The organism is Polynucleobacter sp. UB-Raua-W9 (genome assembly GCF_018687435.1).
In the GTDB taxonomy this organism is placed as follows: Bacteria; Pseudomonadota; Gammaproteobacteria; order Burkholderiales; family Burkholderiaceae; genus Polynucleobacter.
Window position 1 is genome coordinate 1,433,852 of the sequence record NZ_CP061290.1, and the last position, 15,220, is coordinate 1,449,071.

The 15,220-nt window shown below is 45.1% G+C and carries 12 protein-coding genes; 1 reads left to right on the forward strand and 11 read right to left on the reverse strand.

The features are described from left to right. Nucleotides 1-3: 3 nt before the first annotated feature. The 9 genes from AOC07_RS07395 to rpsU form a co-directional block, all read right to left on the reverse strand. A complete protein-coding gene (locus AOC07_RS07395) occupies nt 4-819 on the reverse strand; it encodes an ABC transporter permease (RefSeq protein WP_215292777.1) in 816 nt (271 codons plus the stop codon). Further along, on the reverse strand, nt 816-1,604 hold the full coding sequence (locus AOC07_RS07400; RefSeq protein ID WP_215292779.1) for an ABC transporter ATP-binding protein: 789 nt from the start codon (nt 1,602-1,604) through the stop codon (nt 816-818). The genes AOC07_RS07395 and AOC07_RS07400 overlap by 4 nt, the downstream gene beginning before the upstream one ends. Before the next feature lie 443 nt (nt 1,605-2,047). After that, on the reverse strand, nt 2,048-2,650 hold the full coding sequence (locus AOC07_RS07405) for a nitroreductase family protein (RefSeq protein ID WP_215292781.1): 603 nt from the start codon (nt 2,648-2,650) through the stop codon (nt 2,048-2,050). A gap of 210 nt (nt 2,651-2,860) precedes the next feature. Continuing rightward, the gene (locus tag AOC07_RS07410; RefSeq protein WP_215357349.1) at nt 2,861-3,901 is read right to left on the reverse strand and encodes an STAS-like domain-containing protein; all 1,041 of its coding nucleotides are present in this window, start codon (nt 3,899-3,901) and stop codon (nt 2,861-2,863) included. Between the two features lie 431 nt (nt 3,902-4,332). Further along, complete coding sequence (locus AOC07_RS07415; RefSeq protein ID WP_215357351.1) at nt 4,333-5,133, reverse strand: DUF2806 domain-containing protein; 801 nt, start codon at nt 5,131-5,133, stop codon at nt 4,333-4,335. 702 nt (nt 5,134-5,835) lie between these two features. Beyond that, nucleotides 5,836-8,307: an RNA polymerase sigma factor RpoD gene (gene rpoD, locus AOC07_RS07420; RefSeq protein ID WP_215357353.1), complete on the reverse strand. Its 2,472-nt coding sequence runs from the start codon at nt 8,305-8,307 to the stop codon at nt 5,836-5,838. A 223-nt stretch (nt 8,308-8,530) separates the two neighbouring features. After that, nucleotides 8,531-10,477 carry a DNA primase gene (dnaG, locus tag AOC07_RS07425; RefSeq protein ID WP_215357355.1) on the reverse strand — a complete coding sequence of 649 codons (1,947 nt, stop codon included), beginning with the start codon at nt 10,475-10,477 and terminating at the stop codon, nt 8,531-8,533. 51 nt (nt 10,478-10,528) lie between these two features. Continuing rightward, entirely contained in the window at nt 10,529-10,975 is a 447-nt protein-coding gene (locus AOC07_RS07430; protein WP_215357357.1) for a GatB/YqeY domain-containing protein, read from the reverse strand. 109 nt (nt 10,976-11,084) lie between these two features. Next, nucleotides 11,085-11,297, reverse strand: a complete 213-nt coding sequence (rpsU, locus tag AOC07_RS07435) for a 30S ribosomal protein S21 (RefSeq protein WP_011903537.1) — start codon at nt 11,295-11,297, stop codon at nt 11,085-11,087. 77 nt (nt 11,298-11,374) lie between these two features. Here rpsU and tsaD point away from each other — a divergent pair, with 77 nt between their 5' ends. Then, nucleotides 11,375-12,454, forward strand: coding sequence for a tRNA (adenosine(37)-N6)-threonylcarbamoyltransferase complex transferase subunit TsaD (gene tsaD, locus AOC07_RS07440; protein WP_215357359.1), 1,080 nt, complete (start codon nt 11,375-11,377; stop codon nt 12,452-12,454). A 6-nt stretch (nt 12,455-12,460) separates the two neighbouring features. On the opposite strand, the gene folE2 is transcribed toward tsaD, so the two are convergent. Both folE2 and dxs read right to left on the reverse strand, forming a co-directional pair. Further along, a complete protein-coding gene (folE2, locus tag AOC07_RS07445; RefSeq protein ID WP_215357361.1) occupies nt 12,461-13,288 on the reverse strand; it encodes a GTP cyclohydrolase FolE2 in 828 nt (275 codons plus the stop codon). 25 nt (nt 13,289-13,313) lie between these two features. Continuing rightward, nucleotides 13,314-15,215, reverse strand: coding sequence for a 1-deoxy-D-xylulose-5-phosphate synthase (dxs, locus tag AOC07_RS07450; protein WP_215357362.1), 1,902 nt, complete (start codon nt 15,213-15,215; stop codon nt 13,314-13,316). Nucleotides 15,216-15,220 lie beyond the last annotated feature (5 nt).

The window sequence follows — 15,220 nt, forward strand, 5'->3', positions numbered from 1 at the left end:
AAATTACATCCGAATTTGTGTACGTCCTGCATCATCGCGCCATGGGAATAAGAGGCGCTCCAAGGCATCAATACCGTGATACAAAAAGAAACCGACGATCATGAGCATGAATAAACCAACCCAAACTGAATTAAGTTCGTACAAGCTTGATGCGTTGTAAATCATGTGTCCCAAGCCAGCCTTTGATGAAATGAATTCACCTACAACCGCACCAACCAATCCAAAACCCACGTTGATACGAAAGTTGGAAACGATTGCTGGCATTGAAGAAGGAACAACTACCTGACGAAATATTTGCTTGCGATCAGCGCCCATCGAATACAGCAACGATTGCAAATCCTTGTCAGCCTCTTTGGTTGCTTGATGGGCCGCAATAAGGGCAATGATGGCTGTCATGGAGACGACCAATACAACCTTAGCACCTAAGCCCGTACCAAACCAAAGCAAAATAATGGGAGCCAAGGCAATTTTTGGGACGCTATTAATAGCAACAATGAATGGTTCAACAATTTGAGAAACCCATTTCGAATACCACAATAGCAAACCAATGCTTGTTCCAACAAGGGTGCCAATGACAAAACCCAATAAAGCCTCCCAGAGTGTGTATCCCGTATCAATAAAGATGGAGTAATCCATCACACTTGCGATAAAACGCTTCCAAATACCAAACGGAGTGCCAATTAAAAACTCTGAGATAAGCCCAAACTCTGCCAGGGTTTGCCAAATAGCAAAGAAAATGACCACTGATAAGATTTGGATTAGGGACTTTCCAAGACCCGTATCCAGCATTTGACTCATATTGCGCTTTTCTTGACTCATACCACTTCATCCTTTCTAGTTTGGATATCCAACTCTGAACAAAGCAGATGAAAATATTCTCCGAAATTTTTATGCGATCTAGCCTCTATTGGCGAGGAGCGCTCAATATCAATTTGATGCACATTTTTTACTAGGGTGGGCCTGGTACTTAGAGCAACTACCCGTTTAGATAGAGCGACAGCTTCATCAATATCGTGAGTGACCAGAATGACTGTCTTTTTAAACTTTGCTACGGCATCTAACAAAACGCTCTCAAGGTACAGCCTGGTTTGGTAATCTAAAGCTGAAAATGGCTCATCCAACAAGAGGATGTCAGGATCCATTAGGAGAGTACGAATGAGTGCAACGCGCTGTCGCATACCACCTGATAGAGTTTGAGGGTAAGCTTTTTCAAATCCAGATAAGCCAAAAGTATTGAGATAGTCTCTTGCCTTTTCCACTCCATTAGCATCATCCTCGCCACGCACCCGCAATCCAAGCATGACATTCTCAAGAACTGTGCGCCATGGGAACAGCAGATCTTTTTGCATCATGTAGCCCACCTTACCTCTTAGGCTTTGAATTTTGTTGCCTCGATAGATCATATTGCCGCTATCAGTCTCTAGCAGACCGGCGATGATATTGAAGATGGTTGACTTTCCGCAGCCACTAGGCCCGATGATGCTCAAAAAATCCTGCTCCATCACGTCAAATGTGAGTCCGTTAAGAACGGGAACTGGTCCGCCTTTGCTGGCGAATGATTTATGTATTGAATCCAATGAAAGCTGAACTACAGGGTTAGTCACTATCAATCTCCATTAAATATTTTTATTAGGGTTGATACTTACATGCGCTTGCACTACAAACGAGTCCAATTGCATTCATTTAGTGCGGCATTCATCGATAAGAGTGCAGCATTCATCAATCTGGTGCGCGCCTTCAACTCATTGTTGAATCAAAATAAAAAATGTCGATTAGTTTATATCGATGTTTATTTTGGGATTGATCTCATCCGAAGCCATCAGCACTTGCAATATTGATTAACCACAACCTACAAATAGCTCATTGCTTAACTAGCAAACCTATATGCTTATTGGTGTTGAAGTGAACGATGTCAGGAGATTGCTTACACACCGAGTGGCATGGAAAGAAAAACGACTTAGGAATTTCTCCCTAAGTCGTTGTTTTCATTGGCAGCCCTACCAGAACTTGATCCTGGATAAAAGCTCAATTCAAAAAAGACCTGAATTTAAAAATGGTTTTCAATGATCATTTCTGATTTAGGGATAAATCCTGGCTTTGGCCATGCTGGTTTAATTCCCTTGCCAATTACCAACATCGCAGCAATGGCATAGTCTTTAGGCAAATGAATCAACTCCGCAACCTTGTCAAAATCAAAACCAACCATTGGGCAAGAATCGTAGCCCATTGCTTTAGCTGAAAGCATCATGGTTTGCAACATGATTCCAGCAGAGCGCATTGCTTCGTCTCTTTGTAGTTGCTCTTTACCAGCGTAAAAAGGATGAATCCAGGGAACTAATATATCTTGAGCTTCTTTAGGAGCATTGACCCAATATCGGGCAGGATCTTTTTCCCATGCCTTGATATCAACAGTCACTACAAATAGTAAAGATGCCTCGGTAACTTGAGCTTGATTATTTGCAGCTTCACGCAACTGAGCTCTGAGGGCCTTGTCAGTAACATTCACCAAACGCCAGTGTTGGATATTGAATGAAGATGGCGCTTGCATAGCGAGATCTAACAGCTGGTCAGTCTCTTGCTTAGTAAATTCATGGCTTGGGTCAAAATGCTTAACAGCCCTGCGTTCGCGGATTACATCAAATGTATTCATTAACTTCCTTGATGAGATTTAAACCTTGATCATAAGGCAATATTTAGAAGACAAAATCCCCACCATTTCTGATGAGGGTTTGCTTTTCTGGTGAGCCCACCAGGACTTAAACCTGGGACCAAAGGATTCCGGCTTGTGTTAGTTTCCTAACTCCCTGGACTATGCCTTCATCATATCGATTGCTCGACTTAGATGGGTGCCGTCTAGTCTCTATCCCAAATTACTTTGAGCAGCTTTAATCATTTTTTTCACCTCAAGACTCTCATTAATAGAGTGAATGGTAATTTGCGGATTTTGTTTAACAAAAACGCGAAACACTTCGTCTGCAAATGCCTGACCAATTGATTCAACACCCTTAAAATCCAACAGTACAGTCTTAAAACGATCAACGCGATTTAAAATTCGCTTTGCCTGAGAGCGCGAAATAAGCTGGCCACCTTCGTATAGAGCCAGCTTCACCGGAACAACGGTTTTATTAAACGCGTAATCTTCGTCTTCTGTACCACTAAAACTATCAAATACCACACGCAATGTTCTTTCTGAATTAAGCGCTATTTTCATAACAACCCTAGTTCCTTGATGACTTTTTTCGTTATGAAGTAAAAAGTCCATTCCCGAACCGTCAGCGTGTGTAAAGACTAAATCACCAGAGAAAATAAAGAATTCATCAAAAGCACGGGATGAGAAAAAGATTCCTTGCCCAGTATGATTACTTGGATCAGTAGTGAGCTTTCCTTTGCTCAATTCCAAAATAGACTCACGTGCATCGTGCAGCTTTAATAATCTAGCAATATGGTTAAAAATTCCCTCGCCATTATCAACAATTGATATTGAAACAGAATCGGGCGTTCTTTCCACATTGATGTAGACCTCAGTACCCTCTGAATGATCAATGGCGTTGTTTAGCATTTCAGTAAAACCGTAATGGCAAATATTGGCAATTTCTTTAGGCAAGCCATTAAATATTTCACCAAAATCACGCGAATAGACTTCAGACTCCTCCAGCCCCTTTAATTTAAATAGGCCATCATGAAATCGTTTCACACCCAACTGATATACACGCGCCTTCGTACTACCGCTGGAAGCTAAAAATCCATCCTTAACTAACGCTGCAAAATGTGCATGGATAGCCTGCCTAGTAAGGCCGAACCTTTCCATTGCGGCATGAGCTAAATCGAGTTGATTGGCTCTAACGCCATCCACCAAGAACTGACGTATTTCTTGGGAGCGCTTTGTATTGGCAAATTTCATGTCTATTTTTGTAAAGTTTTATGAAATTATTGTAAAGTTTTATGAAATTATTGTAAAGTTTTTGGTCAAGGATTGACAAGAAACCCTGAATAAATAGTACTTATATGCGCTCTGAGGCCCTTTAACCCTATTATCGCCAAATCCAAGCCGTGTCTCTTTAGTGGTTGCCCGTATCCACTTGTTATCCACCCTATAGCGACATTGCCATACGGCACTATGCTCGCGTTGATAGAGGGTTAGGTTACGGTGTATGAGTTGATGTGTACTTTCTTTTTTAGTTGCCATACACATACTTTAGCTTCTGACACCAAGCTAGGACAACCAAGTTGGCTGAATAATTCAGGTCAATTTAGCCAAAAGAACTTGTGGCTAATTGTGGCGGTTTATGGAGATTACTGGAAGGTTGAGCGTTACTTAAAGTAACGGTTAAATCATGGGTATGGACTGTAAGCAGTCACCCCTGCATCTACCCACTGCTTGATAACGTAAGCAGAAAAATCCTCATCTGGTAGCGCCCCTGAAATTGATAAAAGTTGCTGTCCAGCTTGAGTAAGCAAAATCTTTCCAATTGATAATTGATTATCTTCAGACCCAGGAAACTCAATCACAAATCGTTTTCCAAAATATATAGTTAAAAATTGCTTCGGTAATTTTTGTCTTGCAAATCCAGTTAAATTGTTAAAGGTGAGCAGTCCAATGCTCTGTAGATGTGTCAGGGCATCAAAATTAATACCTTTGCTTGTATAGATGGCATCTTGCTCATTAAAAACCAAAGGAGATGGCATTCCCACCATCCAAGAAAATTTACACAATTGAGTGAATAACTCAGCATCAGCCTTATCTAATCCGCCAACTAGGGCTACAGTCCTTTTGGAAAACATGCCTGGATTAGATGCTTCGCCAGCTAAAATTTTTCCCCAAATAATTCTCATATCTGTGTCAGATACAAAATGGCATTTATCAAAAAAATTAGAGAGCCAGTCAGGATCGATATTTTCTGGGTGAGCATCTGGGCTCAAATTTTCAATGGCTAATTTTGAGATAGCCTCTACGTTCTCTTGCTTCCTCTCCTCCTGATGAAGGACTCTCGCTAAAGCTCTTTGCTGTATTTCAGATATCTCAATTTGCGCTATGGCTTTGATCTTTTCAGCTTCTGCTTCAGCTGCCGCAACCCTTTTGATTTGGGTTGGCAAATAAATAGCACCAATTGCATCAGATATTTTTTCAACCAATACTTTGGCGGCTCCAGATAAGTCGCCTAAATTTATTAGTGAATTGTTATCGCCCATCTAGATATTCCGTAACTTATCCGTACCTACATATTGCCATCATTTATATTAAAAGTCCTCTGACAAAAGACAAAACCCCCACCATTGCTGATGAGGGTTTGCTTTTTCTGGTGGGCCCACCAGGACTTGAACCTGGGACCAAAGGATTCCGGTTTGTGTAGCTTTCACTACTCCCTGGACTATGCCTTCATCATATTGATTGCTCAACTTAGATGGGTGCCGTCTAGTCTCTACACCTTCAACAGCACTTTCATACTGAAGCTTGGCTCGGCGTTAGCATGTGTAGCTTTTAACTACCTTTAGCTTTCTCCGAATTTGACACCATCCCTTATGCAGTTTCCACACATAAGGCACAACTTTCGCTATGAGTCCTCTGCTCTAACCAACTGAGCTATGGGCCCTAAAACTGTTTTTACTACACACCTTACTGCTGGTGCTTACCACTTCAAAACCACACTAAAACCGCATTTACTACACACCTCGGTTTTTGCTCCGGTGTGTAAGCGGTGTGTAAGCAATTTTGACCACCTAATTCACCACTAACCTCTTGAATCTATTGAGGTCTTTGTTACAAGACCCCTAGGGCTTCTTTCTTATGAGTCCTCTGCTCTAACCAACTGAGCTATAGGCCCGTTAATCCTTCAATCAATCCTCTTCGAGGAAGGTCTTGAGTTTGTCGCTGCGGCTAGGATGACGCATTTTTCTCAAGGCCTTAGCTTCGATCTGACGAATGCGCTCACGGGTAACATCAAACTGCTTGCCAACTTCTTCAAGAGTATGGTCTGTGCTCATTTCAACACCAAAGCGCATGCGCAATACTTTTGCTTCACGTGGTGTTAACGAATCCAGAACGTCTTTGACAACATCGCGCATGGATTCGTGAAGGGCCGCTTCAGCTGGAGCCAAGGTATTGCCATCTTCAATGAAATCACCCAAATGAGAATCTTCATCATCGCCGATTGGCGTTTCCATAGAGATAGGCTCTTTAGCAATCTTCATAATCTTACGAATCTTGTCTTCCGGAATCTCCATCTTCAGTGCCAAAGTTGCAGCATCTGGCTCATGACCAGTTTCTTGCAAGATCTGACGGCTGATACGGTTCATCTTATTGATCGTCTCAATCATATGAACTGGAATACGGATCGTACGTGCTTGGTCGGCAATAGATCGGGTAATCGCCTGACGAATCCACCAGGTTGCATAGGTGGAGAACTTATAACCACGACGGTATTCAAACTTATCTACCGCCTTCATCAAACCAATATTGCCTTCTTGAATCAAATCCAAGAACTGCAAACCACGGTTAGTGTATTTCTTGGCAATAGAGATTACCAAACGTAAGTTGGCTACAGTCATCTCACGCTTTGCTTCACGGGCACGCTTCTCACCCGCAATCATCTGCTTGTTTACCTCTTTCAACTCTGGAAGTGGAATAACGACATTCTTCTGAATATCGATTAACTTCTGTTGAAGTTCCTGAATCGCAGGCACGTTACGCTGCAAGAGTGCGCTATACGGCTTGTTTTCTTTGAGTAACTTGTCAGTCCAAGTCAGGTTCATAGACATCTTAGGAAACTCTTTTAATACTTCTCCACGATTGACGCCAACTTTATCCACTAACAAGTTCACGATGCCACGCTCAAGCTTCCATACTTGGTCTACTTGCGAGCGCATGGTGTCACACAACTTCTCAACACTTTTCGCAGTTAAACGGAAGCCTAAGAGTTCACCACGAATCAGATCTTGCGCCTTAATGTAGGCTGGACAGTTATATCCCTCTTTATCAAAGGCACGGCGCATCTTGTCGGCTTGTGTGCGAACAATCGCGAATTTCTCGAGGGAGATTTGTTTTAATTCCTCAAGCTGTTTGGCGTTAGCTGTTGCGGCACCGCCGCCACCGCCGCCTTCATCATCGCCCTCATCTTCACCTTCTTCGGCATCTGGATCAATCTCTGGCTCTTCAGGCCCCAACTTAATATCTTCTGCATTTGGATCAACTAAACCATCAACAAACTGATCAATCTCCATCTCACCGCTAGCAATCTTGTCAACGTTGCTCAAGATTTCACTAATAGTGACTGGGCAAGCAGCTAAGGCCATCACCATGTCTTTGAGACCAGCCTCAATCTTCTTGGCAATAACGATCTCGCCTTCACGAGTCAGCAAATCTACTGTACCCATCTCACGCATGTACATACGCACTGGGTCAGTTGTACGTCCAAATTCTGAATCCACTGTAGAAAGGGCTGCCTCAGCCTCTTCTTCAGCCTCTTCTTCAGAGGCCGCAGCTGCCGTGTTGTCGGAGAGGATTAATGTCTCTGCGTCTGGAGCCTGCTCGTAAACAGTGATACCAATGTCGTTTAACAAGCTGATCAAAGTCTCTAATGCATCAGCATCAGACAACTCATCAGACATCACATCATTCATCTCGCCATGGGTTAGGTAACCCTTGGACATACCCATCTTAATCAAGGTCTTCAAGCGAGCACGACGTAACTCTTGTTGCTCTTCAGTACCCAACTGCTGTGCCGCAAATTCTTTTAAAAGTGCTTTTTCTTTTGCCTTACGCTCACGTGCTTTTTGACGATCCGTTAGAACTGGTTCAGCGCCATCAGTAGGAGCCTCAGGCTTCGCTTTACGACCGCGCTTTTTTTCTTCTTCGACTACAGGAGCAACAAGCTCAACTGGCTTAGCTTTTTTACCTTTAATCTCTTCAACTTTTGGTGCTACTGGTGCTTTGCCTTTTTTTGCTGACTCTGCCTTAGCAGCCTTCGCAGGCGCTACCTTTGGGGCAGCTTTTACTGGCTTGACTGGAACTTTTTTGGCGACTGGCTTAGCGACCACTTTCTTAGCTACTGGTTTGGCTGGGGCTTTTGCCTTCACTGCTGGCTTGGCAGCAGCTTTCACTGGTTTAGCTGGAGCTTTCTTGGCTGCTGGCTTAGCGACCACTTTCTTAGCCGCTGGTTTGGTAGCAGCTTTCTTGGCTGCTGGCTTAGCGACCACTTTCTTGGCGGCTGGTTTGGTAGCAGCTTTTGCTTTAGGTGCTGGTTTAGCTGGAGCCTTAGGCTTAGCCACTACTTTTTTAGCTACTGGTTTTTTGGTCTTGGTATTAGGCATTTATTAGCACTTACTCACATTACTGTTATTGATATCGACTGATGAAATACAGCCCCGTAGTCTACTTACCCAAAATTTCATCAAAATAAAGCGCAAGTAGCTGAATTAATTCATTTTTTTCTTGGGAACAGAGGATTATAGTCGATTGCGACTTTTCTAAGCCCTGAATAGCTAAAAATATAGGGTAATTTCAGGCAATTTCTAGGGGTACTTGCGTAAATTCCTAGGAGAATTTCAGTTTCTCGCCCAATTCACGATATCTAGCCCGATCTTGGTCATTGGCAGTGCTTGCGGCGATCTTTTGGGCAATTTCAGTCATCTCTAGTTTCAGATGGTTTAGCTCCAGCTTTTTAAAGGCTCCTTCCATGTCTGCCGTTGCGCCATCAAGATCTAGATCAGAGCCCATCACTCGATTTCTGAGGACCTCATATAGAGGCGCAAGCTCACTGCGCGACAGTTGATCTTGAAACATTGCAAAAGCGCCAGCACCTACTGTTGCGGACTTACCGCCCTCACCTGGAATCCATTCAACTAAATCGCATTGAGAGAGAAGGTCTTGCATCAAGGAATGGGCTTTTGCCGATCGTTGTTCAGCGGCTTTAAGAGCAAGTGCACGCTGATTACTATCCAACGCCTTACCCAAATGCGGGAACTGAATCAGTACACGCAGCATTTGCTCCGCTAAATCGGTTGGCGCCTTAGGCGGTTCAATATTTTGTGTAGCAACGCGTTTTGCAGAGCCTTTGAATGCTTGCCAAGGCGCGCCTTGCCTATTGCCATTGGCAAAGGTATTTTGATTACCTTGCGATCTCGCTTGAGTCGCCTGATAGGCAGGCTGTTGAACAGGGGCGGGCGCCACAGTTAAACCACAAAACGCCTCAAGCTCTGCCGGTGTAGTGTTGGTGCGAATCGCCAGCTCACGCAAAATCTGAGTCCGCAATGCGATTGGCGGCATTGAGAGTAAGAGCGGCTTAGCGGCATGGTGGGTATGCGCCCTACCCTCCGGGGTTGTCAGTTCATGCTCCTCGCTCACAATCTTGAAGAAGAAGCTTGAGATCGACATGGCTTCCTTGATCACTTTTTCAAAAGCAGGCGCACCATAGGCACGAACATAACTGTCTGGATCATGCTCGGTTGGCAAGAATAAAAAACGAATTTCTTTATCGTCAGACATGAGCGGCAAGCATGCTTCAAGCGCACGTTGGGCGGCACGTTGACCAGCAGAGTCGCCATCAAATGAGAAAACCACCTTATCAGTTTGCCGAAGTAGCATGCGCACATGGTTTGCAGTACACGCAGTCCCTAAGGTTGCTACTGCGTTGGGAAAGCCCAATTGCGCAAGTGCAACCACATCCATATAGCCTTCACACACTAAGACATATTCTTGTGCACGAATGGCTTGTCTTGCTTCAAATAATCCGTAGAGCGTGTTGCCTTTTGAAAAGAGTGGAGTCTCTGGAGAATTTAAATACTTAGGCTCACCTTGATCCAGAATGCGGCCACCAAAGCCAATGGTTTGTCCTTTGGGATTGCGAATGGGGAACATGACACGATCCCGAAAGCGATCGTAGCGTTTTAGTACAGCGCCTTCAGCCTGCTCACCCTGAATAAGCAAGCCACCCTCTACCAAGGTCTTTGCTATTTCGTCATTGGTATACGGACCAAATACCGCCTCAAGACCTTGCCAACCATCGGGCGCATAACCAAGCGCATAACGTTTGGCGATTTCACCGGTCAGGCCACGCCCTTTTAAATACTCTACAGCTCGCGTGTTCCCTTTAAGCTGCTGGCGATACCAATCCGCAGCCGAACTCATCACTTCACTTAAAGCCATCGCTTGCTGATGTCTTGCAACATCATTAGCGGTACGCTCTTCACGAGGCACATCCAGGCCTGCAGAGCGCGCAAGATCCTCAATCGCATCGACATAACCAAGTCCTGAATACTCCATCAAAAAACTAATGGCAGATCCATGGGCTCCACAACCAAAGCAGTGATAGAACTGCTTTGTAGGTGAAACTGAAAATGAAGGTGACTTCTCTGAATGAAAGGGGCACAAACCTTGGTAGTTTGCGCCAGCCTTTTTTAGCTTTACGTGCTGCCCAACCACATCAACGATGTCAACCCGATTTAAAAGATCGGCTATGAAGGATTGTGGAATAAGCGCCATCAGGCTAGCAGTATGAAACTGTTTGATTGAGTTAGCTAGTCGCTGAGTTACTTACTTGGCGAGTGCGGCTTTTACCAAGCCAGATACCTTGCCCATATCAGCCTTACCAGCCAATTGAGTCTTGAGAACGCCAATCACCTTACCCATGTCTTGTGGACCAGCAGCCCCCGTAGAGGCAACTGCTGCAGCAACTGCCGCCTCAACCTCAGCATCCGACAGTTGCGCAGGCAAGTAGGTTTGTAAGATTGTCATTTCAGCAGCTTCTATTGCTACTAAATCATCGCGACTGGCTTTTTCAAACTGAGAAATCGAGTCTTTACGTTGCTTAATCATTTTTTCAATAGTCGCAATCACCGCAACATCATCCAAAACAATACGGTCATCAACCTCGCGCTGCTTAATAGCGGCTAGTAGCAAACGAATGGTGCCAAGACGTGCAGTCTCTTTTGCACGCATTGCATTTTTCATATCTTCAGTGATTTGATCTTTCAGACTCATAGCATTTTCCTGATCTTGAATGTATGTAACGATTAAAAAGCAAAAACCCGCTGCGTTTCACCGTCAGCGGGTTTCAAAGCCTCTCGGTGAGGAGAGCTTTTAGATTCTATTAGTAAAGCTTTTTAGGCAACATTTGGCTACGAATACGCTTGTAATGGCGTTTTGCAGCAGCAGCCTTTTTACGCTTACGTTCAGCCGTTGGCTTCTCGTAAAACTCGCGGGCACGCAAGTCTGTCAAAAGACCATTTTTTTCAATGGTGCGCTTGAAACGGCGCAATGCCACTTCAAATGGTTCGTTTTCACGGAGGCGGACTGTAGTCATACTTATTTAACTCGTATATGCTCGATAAATATCGAAAAATTAACTGAATTGCGATTCTAGCACGACCAAGCCAAAAAATGATTGTTTTAGGGATAGAAACTTCTTGCGACGAGACCGGGGTGGCTTTATACAACACCACCCCCTGGGAAGAGGGCAAACCAGCATTCCAGGGCATCCTGGGGCAGGGTCTGCACTCTCAGGTCGCCATGCACCGAGATTACGGGGGCGTAGTCCCAGAATTGGCCTCACGCGATCATATCCGGCGTGTTTTACCTCTTTTAGACCAATCTTTAGCTCAATCTGGTCTCAAATTAAGCGATATTGATGCGGTGGCCTTCACTCAAGGCCCCGGTCTAGCTGGCGCCCTTCTAGTAGGCGGCGCCTTTGCAAAATCCCTCGCTCAAGGGCTCAAATTGCCCTCCATCGGGGTTCACCACCTAGAAGGTCATCTGCTCTCGCCACTCTTAGGTCAGACCACGCCTCAATTTCCTTTTATTGCTCTTTTAGTTTCCGGGGGCCACACCCAACTCATGAAAGTTTCCGACATTGGGCAATATGAACTTTTAGGTGAAACCTTAGATGATGCTGCTGGCGAAGCGTTTGATAAGACCGCCAAATTATTGGGTCTTGATTACCCTGGTGGTGCAGCACTTTCTAAATTGGCTGATACCGGCAGAGTTGGAATATTTGATCTGCCCAAACCCATGTTGCACTCTGGCGATTTGGATTTTTCATTCTCAGGACTGAAGACAGCCGTTCTCAATCAAGTTAAAAAGTTTGAAGAGAAGCAGATTGCAGATCCTTCCGAGGTAGCGCAATTTCATGCGGATCTCGCACGCAGCTTTGTGGACTCGATTGTTGCAGTGCTGGTAAGCAAGTCAGAGAAGGCCCTCAAACTCACTGGCTGTAAGCATTTAGTACTCGCTGGTGGTGTGGGTGCTAATTTGCAATTGCGAAGTGCTCTGAATGACAAAGCAAGGAAGTTTGAATTTGAAGTGCACTATCCACCGCTAGAACTTTGTACTGATAACGGTGTAATGATTGCTTTTGCTGGAGCGCTACGTTTGCTTGCTGAAAATAATGGCTCCACAAGCTCTGGAGCCTTTGATATCAAACCCCGTTGGGATTTGCAAAGTAATAATCTTCAGCGCGTTTAACGCGGCTTATTTTACGAAACTAATTCTGGCAAATGCACTGTGGTTGTGAATAGATTCAAAGTTCTCAGCTTCAACCATAAAAGACCGGATACGCTCATCAGCCTTGAGGTTGCCAGCCACATCACGAACCAAATCTTCTACGAATTTAGGGTTGCTATAAGAATGCTCGGTGACCCACTTCTCGTCAGGACGTTTGAGTAAACCCCACAGCTCGCTAGAAGCCTCGCTCTCTGCAGCGGTGATCAAGTCCTCCACTGTCATCTTCGTTTGCGCATCTAGCACCACGTCCATGGTGACATGGGAACGTTGATTGTGCGCACCAAATTCGGAAATCTCTTTGGAGCAAGGACACAAACTCATGACTGGGACTTGTGCGCGCAATCCGAGTTCAATATCTAATTTTCCAGCGTCATTCTGTTTGGCGGTTGCTATCCAAGTCACCTCGTAATCCATCAAGCTTTCAACACCGGACACTGGCGCTGCTTTTTTAACGAAGTGAGTGTACGTAAACTGAATGTGGCCTTCTTTAGCATCAAGCAAAGGCAGCATATCACTGATCATTTCAACGACTGTCGTGCTGTCAACAGCCATATTTTGTTTTTGCAAGAGTGCCATGAAACGCGACATATGCGTTCCCTTCACATGCGCAGGTAATGCCACATCCATTTCAAAAGTGCCTACTGAAGGAAAATTACCACTCTTACTGCGAATGGTTAATGGATGGCGCACGCCACGAATGCCGACCTGCTCAATGGACAAGGCGCGCTCATCCAAAGTGGCTTGCACGTCAGGCATTGCACTGGCTTTCAAAAAGGCGGGATTCATGTCATTCATGGCTCTATTTTCAAGGAAAACGGGCTTATTTGCCTGCGACCACGGAATTTATCGCTAATACAGCCGGAAAACGGTGCTTAATTGAATTGGCAATACCTTCTACATCCAGGCCACACTTACTCATCAGCAGGCTGTAGTCCCCATGCTCAATAAATTGATCGGGAAGACCTAATTGCAAGAGGGGTTTATGAATTCCGAGAATGGAAAGCGCTTCCAAGCAAGCGCTGCCTGCGCCGCCGGCAATAGCGCCATCCTCAAGCGTTACAAAATAATCATGATCGGCCACTAAAGATTTGATCAAGTCAATATCCAGCGGTTTTACAAAACGCATATTCGCTACCGTCGCATCAATACTCTCGGCCACTTCTAGTGCTGGGTAAAGCAAAGTGCCAAACGCCAGAATGGCTACGCGATGTCCAGCAGGCGCATTGGATTGGCGACGAATCTCACCTTTACCAAATGGCAATGTGCGTAGCTCTTTGGATGGAATAGTGCCAACACCTGCGCCTCTTGGATAGCGCACTGCACTTGGATGAGGCTGATGGAATGCTGTAGTCAACAGATCACGACACTCTGCTTCGTCTGCTGGTGTCATCACCAACATATTTGGGATGCAGCGTAAGAATGGAATGTCATACGCACCCGCATGGGTTGCGCCATCAGCGCCAACCAAACCAGCGCGATCTAGCGCGAACAAGACTGGCAAATCTTGCAAAGCCACATCATGAATTAATTGATCGTAGGCGCGTTGTAAGAAGGTGGAATAGATGGCCACTACAGGCTTCATACCCTCGCATGCCATACCGGCCGCAAAAGTCACTGCATGTTGCTCAGCAATGCCTACGTCGTAGTAACGCTTCGGAAAGTTTTTCTCAAATTCAACCAACCCCGAACCTTCGCGCATGGCTGGCGTAATGCCCACCAATAGCGGATCTGCATGCGCCATATCGCACAGCCACTCACCAAACACTTGGGTGAAGGTTTTCTTGGTAGCAGTCGATTTTTTTACCCCCTCTTCAGGGTTGAATTTGCTGGGTCCGTGATACAACACGGGATCAGCTTCAGCCAACTCATAGCCCTGGCCTTTTTTGGTTACTACATGCAAGAACTGTGGACCTCGACCTTCTAAAGCCAGGCGGCGTACGTTCTGCAACATGGGTATTAGGGCATCTAAATCATGACCATCAATTGGACCAAAGTAGTTAAAGCCAAATTCTTGAAAGATGGTTGAAGGTGACACCATACCCTTAGCATGATCTTCAAGACGTTTTGCAAACTCACGCAGCGGGGGTGCAATTGATAAAACGCTATCGATCCCTTTTTTGGTTGCAGAGTAAATATTACCGCTCAGCAATCGTGCAAGGTGGCGATTAAGCGCACCCACTGCAGGAGAGATCGACATGTCGTTGTCATTCAGAATGACTACTAACGGAAGATCGTCATATACACCTGCATTATTCATAGCCTCAAATGCCATACCGCCCGTCATCGCACTATCACCGATCACCGCCACAGCCACATGACGCTCACCCTTGGTTTGAAAGGCGCGAGCCATACCCATCGCCGCAGAGATGCTGGTTGATGAATGGCCTGTACCAAAAGCATCAAACTCGCTTTCAGCACGATGTGGAAATCCTGACAATCCTTTGAACTGACGAAGAGTATTCATGCGCTCACGACGACCAGTCAATATTTTGTGTGGGTAGCTTTGGTGCCCCACATCCCAAACGATACGATCGTCGGGAGTGTCAAAAACATAATGCAGCGCAATTGATAACTCTACTGTTCCCAAATTAGAGGAAAGGTGTCCGCCAGTTTTGGATACTGAATCCAATACAAATTGACGCAACTCATCGGCAAGCGCAGGCAATTCTTCGCGAGTCAGTTTTTTTAAATCGTCTGGGGAATTGATGGAGTCTAAAGTCATTAAAT